Consider the following 599-nt stretch of genomic DNA (forward strand, 5'->3'; position numbering starts at 1 on the left):
TGGGGCCTTAGCTCAGCTGGGAGAGCGCCTGCCTTGCACGCAGGAGGTCAGCGGTTCGATCCCGCTAGGCTCCACTTTATTTATTATATGTCTCGGAGGTATACCCAAGTTCGGCTGAAGGGATCGGTCTTGAAAACCGACAGGCGGTGAGAATCGCGCGGGGGTTCGAATCCCTCTACCTCCTCCATTTTCTTTCAAATGGTTTAGACATAAATAATAAAATATTTCTTTTTCCTTCATGGAGGTATACCCAAGTTCGGCTGAAGGGATCGGTCTTGAAAACCGACAGGCGGCGAGAGTCGCGCGGGGGTTCGAATCCCTCTACCTCCTCCATTTTTTAAAAAACATTATATTGTCGCGGGGTGGAGCAGCACGGTAGCTCGTCGGGCTCATAACCCGAAGGTCGCAGGTTCAAATCCTGTCCCCGCAACCAAATGGTCCCGTGGTGTAGTGGTTAACATGCCTGCCTGTCACGCAGGAGATCGCCGGTTCGACCCCGGTCGGGACCGCCATTTATGTTGGCTCGGTAGCTCAGTCGGTAGAGCAGAGGACTGAAAATCCTCGTGTCGGCGGTTCGATTCCGTCCCGAGCCACCATTT

At 53.6% G+C, this 599-nt stretch carries 6 tRNA genes; all 6 read left to right on the forward strand.

The window, feature by feature from the left end:
- Position 1 precedes the first annotated feature (1 nt).
- The 6 genes from FS742_RS27085 (at position 2) to FS742_RS27110 (ending at position 596) form a co-directional block, all read left to right on the forward strand.
- Positions 2-74: transfer RNA gene (locus FS742_RS27085), tRNA-Ala, on the forward strand.
- Between the two features lie 20 nt (positions 75-94).
- Positions 95-187: transfer RNA gene (locus tag FS742_RS27090), tRNA-Ser, on the forward strand.
- A 53-nt stretch (positions 188-240) separates the two neighbouring features.
- Positions 241-333 (forward strand) — tRNA-Ser (locus FS742_RS27095).
- Positions 334-356: 23 nt separating this feature from the next.
- A tRNA-Met gene (locus tag FS742_RS27100) sits at positions 357-433 on the forward strand.
- A gap of 3 nt (positions 434-436) precedes the next feature.
- A tRNA-Asp gene (locus FS742_RS27105) sits at positions 437-512 on the forward strand.
- An 8-nt stretch (positions 513-520) separates the two neighbouring features.
- Positions 521-596, forward strand: a tRNA-Phe gene (locus FS742_RS27110).
- Positions 597-599 lie beyond the last annotated feature (3 nt).

The organism is Bacillus cereus (assembly GCF_007678085.1).
Taxonomy (GTDB): Bacteria; Bacillota; Bacilli; order Bacillales; family Bacillaceae_G; genus Bacillus_A; species Bacillus_A cereus_BE.